The sequence below is a fragment of the Kitasatospora sp. SUK 42 genome (genome assembly GCF_015776785.2).
GTDB lineage: Bacteria > Actinomycetota > Actinomycetes > Streptomycetales > Streptomycetaceae > Kitasatospora.
The window spans coordinates 422115-428114 of sequence record NZ_LFMD02000002.1 but is presented as its reverse complement, the minus strand read 5'-3'; the positions used below and the strand labels follow the sequence as shown (position 1 = coordinate 428114).

Sequence of the window (6000 nt, the reverse complement as noted above, 5' to 3'; positions counted from 1 at the left end):
GAGGGGTGGAGTTGACCGGTACTAATAGGCCGAGGGCTTGTCCTCAGTTGCTCGCGTCCACTGTGTTGTTCTGAAACAACGACCCCAACCGATGATGGTTGGTGCGGTTGACAGTTTCATAGTGTTTCGGTGGTCATAGCGTGAGGGAAACGCCCGGTTACATTCCGAACCCGGAAGCTAAGCCTCACAGCGCCGATGGTACTGCAGGGGGGACCCTGTGGGAGAGTAGGACGCCGCCGAACAATTATTCCAGAAAGACCCCCTCCCATTCGGGAGGGGGTCTTTCTGCGTTTTCAGGGCTTGAGTTTGAATCCGAGGTGCGAAGCCTCGAAGCCGAGCCGTTCGTAGAAGCGATGCGCGTCCGTGCGCGTGGCGTCGGAGGTGAGCTGGACGAGGTCGGCGCCGAGTTCGCGGGAGCGTTCGACGGCCCACCGGATCAGTTCGCTCCCGAGTCCGCTGCCGCGTTCGTCGGCGTGGATGCGGACGGCCTCGATGATCGCGCGGGTGGCGCCCTTGCGGGAGAGGCCCGGGACGATCGTGAGCTGGAGGGTGCCGACGGTGCGGCCGGCGCGGTCGGCGACGACCAGGTGCTGGTGGGGGTCGCCGTCGATGCGGGCGAAGGCGGTGCGGTACGGGCCGAGGTCGTCGGGGCTCTCGCGGGTGGCGCCCAGCGGATCGTCGGCGAGCATGGCCACGATCGCCGGCAGGTCGTCCTCGGTGGCTCGTCGAATCGCCAGAACAGCCGTTTCAGTCATGATCGGAGGATAGGCCCTCGCCTCTGTTGCACCACGTCCTATCTACGCCCGTAGCACCCCTTCACGGCCCTTCTGAAGGGCCGTAGGACCCATGCGGCGTCACTCCCCGGGCCCGGCGCTGGTGATGACGGCGAAGACGGCGCCGTGCGGGTCGACCAGCTGGGCGAGCCGACCGACGCCGTGCACGTCCATCGCCGGGATCCGGACCGTCGCGGCGAGCTTGTCGGCGATGGCGAGGGCGGCGTCCACGTTGGGGACCTCGAAGTAGGGGAGCCAGTGCGAGGAGGTGCCGCGCGCGGTGTGTTCGGGGCTGAGCTGCATGATGCCGCCGTGGGCGTCGTCGCTGCCGCCGCCGGCCGGGGTGAGGACGGTGTAGAGGACCTCGCCGAGCGGGACGTCCTGTTCCTGCCAGCCGAAGACGGTGCGGTAGAAGGCCTTGGCGCGTTCGGCGTCGACGCTGTAGCACTCGGTCCAGCAGAGGCTGCCCTCGTCGTTGACGAGGTCGAGACCGCGGGTGTCGTGCGGCTGCCAGACCGCGAAGTCGGCGCCGGTCGGGTCGGTGTAGCCCGCCATCCGGCCCGCGGTGAAGACGTCGAAGGGGGTGAACCGGACACGGCCGCCGGCCTGTTCGACCAGTTCGGTGGTGCGGTCGGCGTCGGTGGTGGTGAAGTACAGGGTCCAGCCGGGCAGGGCGCCCTCCTCGGCGAGCGGGCCGAGGGCGGCGACGGTGCGGCCTTCGAGCTGGAAGAAGCCGTAGCCGCCGGCTTCGGGGCCGGCCGAGTCGAAGGTCCAGCCGAACAGCGCGGTGTAGAAGTCGACGGAGGCCCGGGTGTCGGGGCTGCTCAGGTCGAGCCAGTTCGGAGTGCCGGGGCGGAAGTCGGTGTTGAGCATGGCGGCACTGCTCCTCGGACGGGGCCCGTGCGTGTGCGGGCGCGGTCGGCGACCCCCTCGGCCTTCCAGGGTGGCACCTCGGTGGGGACGGTGCACGGCGGGGTTCCCGGGTTGTCGGGGCCGGGCGGTACGGTGCGTGACGGAAGGATCCACCCGTACCGGTCGAAGGGGGCTCCGGTGGCCAGGCAGGCGCAGTCGGGGCAGCAGGCACCGCGCCAGCTCGCAGAGGTCGAGGGCGTGCTGGAGCGGATCACCTATGCCAACGAGGAGACCGGTTACACCGTGGCCCGGGTCGACACCGGGCGGGGCGGGAACGACCTGCTGACCGTGGTGGGCGCGCTGCTCGGGGCGCAGGTCGGCGAGTCGCTGCGGCTGCACGGGCGGTGGGGTTCGCACCCGCAGTACGGGCGGCAGTTCACGGTGGAGAACTACACCACGGTGCTGCCGGCCACCGTCCAGGGCATCCAGCGCTACCTGGGCTCCGGGCTGATCAAGGGGATCGGGCCGCGGTTCGCCGAGCGGATCGTGGAGCGCTTCGGGGTGGACACCCTGGAGGTGATCGAGAACGAGCCGGGCCGGCTGATCGAGGTGCCGGGGCTGGGGCCGAAGCGGACGAAGAAGATCGCGGCGGCCTGGGAGGAGCAGAAGGCCATCAAGGAGGTGATGGTCTTCCTGCAGGGGGTCGGGGTGTCGACCTCCCTGGCTGTGCGGATCTACAAGCAGTACGGCGACGCCTCGATCGGCGTGGTGAAGAACGAGCCGTACAAGCTGGCGGCGGACGTCTGGGGCATCGGTTTCCTGACGGCGGACCGGATCGCCCAGGCGGTGGGGATCCCGCACGACAGTCCGGAGCGGGTGAAGGCGGGGTTGCAGTACGCGCTGTCGCAGAGCAGCGACCAGGGGCACTGCTACCTGCCGGAGGAGCGGCTGATCGCGGACGGCGTGAAGCTGTTGCAGGTGGACGTGGGGCTGGTGATCGACTGCCTGGCCGAGCTGGTCGCGGCCGAGGGGGTGGTGCGCGAGACGGTGCCGGGGGAGGCGGGGGAGCCGATCACCGCGGTCTACCTGGTGCCGTTCCACCGGGCGGAGATCTCGCTCGCCAACCAGCTGCTGCGGCTGCTGCGTTCGGACTCCGACCGGATGCCGTGGTTCGGTTCCGTGGACTGGCCGGTGGCGCTGGAGTGGCTGGCGAAGCGGACCGGGACGGAGCTGGCGCCGGAGCAGGAGCAGTCGGTGCGGCTGGCGCTGACCGAGAAGGTGGCGGTGCTGACGGGCGGGCCGGGCTGCGGCAAGTCGTTCACGGTGAAGTCGATCGTGACGCTGGCGCTGGCGAAGCGGGCGAAGGTGGTGCTCGCGGCGCCGACCGGCCGGGCGGCGAAGCGGCTGTCGGAGCTGACCGGGGTGGAGGCCTCGACGGTGCACCGGCTGCTGGAGCTGAAGCCGGGCGGGGACGCCGCGTACGACCGGGACCGGCCGCTGGACGCGGACCTGGTGGTGGTGGACGAGGCCTCGATGCTGGACCTGATCCTGGCGAACAAGCTGGTCAAGGCGGTGCCGCCGGGTGCCCACCTGCTGTTCGTGGGGGACGTGGACCAGCTGCCGTCGGTGGGCGCCGGCGAGGTGCTGCGGGACCTGCTGGCCGAGGGCGGGCCGATCCCGTCGGTGCGGCTGACCAGGATCTTCCGGCAGGCGCAGCAGTCGGGCGTGGTGACCAACGCGCACCGGATCAACGAGGGCAAGCCGCCGTTGACGGACGGTCTGGCGGACTTCTTCCTGTTCGTGGAGGACGACGCGGAGCGGGCGGCCGGGTTGACGGTGGACGTGGTGGCGCGCCGGATCCCGCAGAAGTTCGGCTTCGACCCGCGCCGGGACGTGCAGGTGCTGGCGCCGATGCACCGGGGCCCGGCGGGGGCGGGGAACCTGAACACGCTGTTGCAGGGGGCGGTGACGCCGGCCCGGGAGGGCCTGGCGGAGCGGCGCTTCGGCGGGCGGACCTTCCGGGTGGGGGACAAGGTCACCCAGGTCCGCAACAACTACGACAAGGGGCGGAACGGCGTCTTCAACGGCACAGTGGGAGTGGTGACGGCCCTCAGCGTGGACGACCAGCGGCTGACGGTGCTCACCGACGAGGACGAGGAGGTGGAGTACGACTTCGACGAACTGGACGAGCTCGCCCACGCGTACGCGGTGACGATCCACCGCTCGCAGGGCAGCGAGTACCCGGTGGTGGTGATTCCGGTCACCATGTCCGCTTGGACGATGCTCCAGCGGAACCTGCTCTACACCGCCGTGACGAGGGCCAGGAAACTCGTGGTGCTGGTCGGGTCACGGAAGGCGATCGCACAGGCCGTGCGGGCCGTCAGCGCAGGGCGGCGGCATGCGGCGCTCGATCATCGGCTAGCAGCTGGATGATTATCCAACAGGATGGTTGCCTCTAATGTTCTCTTGACGTGAAGAGATTTACGGCAGAGCCTAGGGTGGTGCCGATCTTGTCCGGTTCGTACCGGCTGCGGCGGCAGGTTTTGTAGGGGCGGGCCCTTCCGGGCCACCCCGGGTGCGCGACTGTCCTCCGGATGGGGGATGGTAGAGACAGTCAGGGCACCTTGGAAGAGGATTCATTTCGTCGGTGAGGAAGACGTGAGCGACAACTCGGTAGTACTGCGGTACCAGGACGGCGAGTACGAATACCCCGTCGTCGAGAGCACTGCGGGCAACTCCGGCTTCGACATCTCGAAGCTGCTGCCGCAGACCGGCCTGGTCACCCTGGACAACGGCTTCGGTAACACCGCCGCGTACAAGTCCGCGATCACCTTCGTGGACGGTGACAACGGCATCCTGCGGTACCGCGGCTACCCGATCGAGCAGCTCGCATCGCAGGGCGGCTTCATCGAGACCGCGTACCTCCTGATCAACGGCGAGCTGCCCAACGCGGACCAGCTGGCGGAGTTCAACCGCGAGATCACCCAGCACACCCTGCTGCACGAGGACGTCAAGCGCTTCTTCCAGGGCTTCCCGCGGGACGCCCACCCGATGGCCATGCTGTCCTCGGTGGTCGGCGCGCTCTCCACGTTCTACCCGGAGAGCCACAACCCCTTCGACGCGGCCCAGCGCCACCTGTCGACCGTCCGCCTGCTGGCCAAGCTGCCGACGATCGCGGCCTACGCGTACAAGAAGGCGGTGGGCCAGCCCTTCGTCTACCCGCGCAACGACCTGAGCTACGTCGAGAACTTCCTGCGGATGACCTTCGCGGTCCCCGCCGAGGACTACGAGCTCAACCCGGTCGTCGTCAACGCGCTGGACAAGCTGCTCATCCTGCACGCGGACCACGAGCAGAACTGCTCCACCTCCACCGTGCGCCTGGTCGGCTCCAGCCACGCCAACCTGTTCGCCTCCATCTCGGCCGGCATCTCGGCCCTGTGGGGCCCGCTGCACGGCGGCGCCAACCAGGCCGTGCTGGAGATGCTGGAGAGCATCAAGAACGACGGCGGCGACGTCGACGCGTTCATCACGAAGGTGAAGAACAAGGAAGCCGGCGTCAAGCTGATGGGCTTCGGGCACCGCGTCTACAAGGCCTTCGACCCGCGCGCCGCGCAGGTCAAGCTCCTCGCGCACGAGGTCCTCGGCCAGCTCGGCAAGAACGACGAGCTGCTGGACATCGCGCTCAAGCTGGAGGAGCACGCCCTCAAGGACGACTTCTTCATCTCGCGCAAGCTGTACCCGAACGTGGACTTCTACACCGGCCTGATCTACCGCGCCATGGGCTTCCCGACCAGCATGTTCACCGTGCTGTTCGCCCTCGGCCGGCTGCCGGGCTGGATCGCCCACTGGCACGAGATGATCAACGACCCGACCAGCCGGATCGGCCGTCCGCGCCAGATCTACACCGGCACCGCGATCCGCGACTACGTCCCGCTCGACGGGCGCTGACGCGCACCCCGCGGAGAGTCGACGCACGACCCCGCGGAAAGGGGCCCGGCCGCTGTTGAGCGGCCGGGCCCCTTCGCGTCCCCGTGCCACGGGCCTCGAAGGGCCCGCGGGCGGACGCAACCGTACGGCGCACGACTCCGGGGCCGGCCGCAACCGGGGACGGCCGCTCAAAGCGTCCCTGGCCCGCTGCAACCCCGGCGTCGTGCGCGAAGGCCGTCGAGAGTGACGACCGTTCCCGGGGCCCGCCGGAGCCCCGTCGGCGGCAGCCGATGGAAGCGCGGGGACGCTTTGCCGTTTGATCGCGTCCCAGCCCATCGGAAAAACTGCCGCACTACCAACCTAAGACGTATCAGGGTGTGAGAAGTTACGCCCGGGGGGTGTGAGCTGCCTCTCGCCACGCTCCGTAGGCGCTTCGTTCCGCGCCCAT

The 6000-nt window shown here is 69.2% G+C and carries 4 protein-coding genes and 1 rRNA gene; 3 read left to right on the top strand and 2 right to left on the bottom strand.

Translation table 11 applies throughout. From position 1 onward, the window contains the following. Nucleotides 1-125: 125 nt before the first annotated feature. Nucleotides 126-242, top strand: a 5S ribosomal RNA gene (gene rrf / locus RZ50_RS01805). Nucleotides 243-293: 51 nt separating this feature from the next. On the opposite strand, the gene RZ50_RS01800 is transcribed toward rrf, so the two are convergent. Beyond that, nucleotides 294-755, bottom strand: a complete 462-nt coding sequence (locus tag RZ50_RS01800) for a GNAT family N-acetyltransferase (RefSeq protein WP_196947137.1) — start codon at nucleotides 753-755, stop codon at nucleotides 294-296. A 99-nt stretch (nucleotides 756-854) separates the two neighbouring features. Next, nucleotides 855-1646 carry a VOC family protein gene (locus RZ50_RS01795; RefSeq protein ID WP_196947136.1) on the bottom strand — a complete coding sequence of 264 codons (792 nt, stop codon included), beginning with the start codon at nucleotides 1644-1646 and terminating at the stop codon, nucleotides 855-857. Between the two features lie 177 nt (nucleotides 1647-1823). Here RZ50_RS01795 and RZ50_RS01790 point away from each other — a divergent pair, with 177 nt between their 5' ends. Both RZ50_RS01790 and RZ50_RS01785 read left to right on the top strand, forming a co-directional pair. Further along, on the top strand, nucleotides 1824-4058 hold the full coding sequence (locus tag RZ50_RS01790; protein ID WP_196947135.1) for an ATP-dependent RecD-like DNA helicase: 2235 nt from the start codon (nucleotides 1824-1826) through the stop codon (nucleotides 4056-4058). Nucleotides 4059-4283: 225 nt separating this feature from the next. Then, a complete protein-coding gene (locus tag RZ50_RS01785) occupies nucleotides 4284-5573 on the top strand; it encodes a citrate synthase (protein ID WP_196947134.1) in 1290 nt (429 codons plus the stop codon). Nucleotides 5574-6000 lie beyond the last annotated feature (427 nt).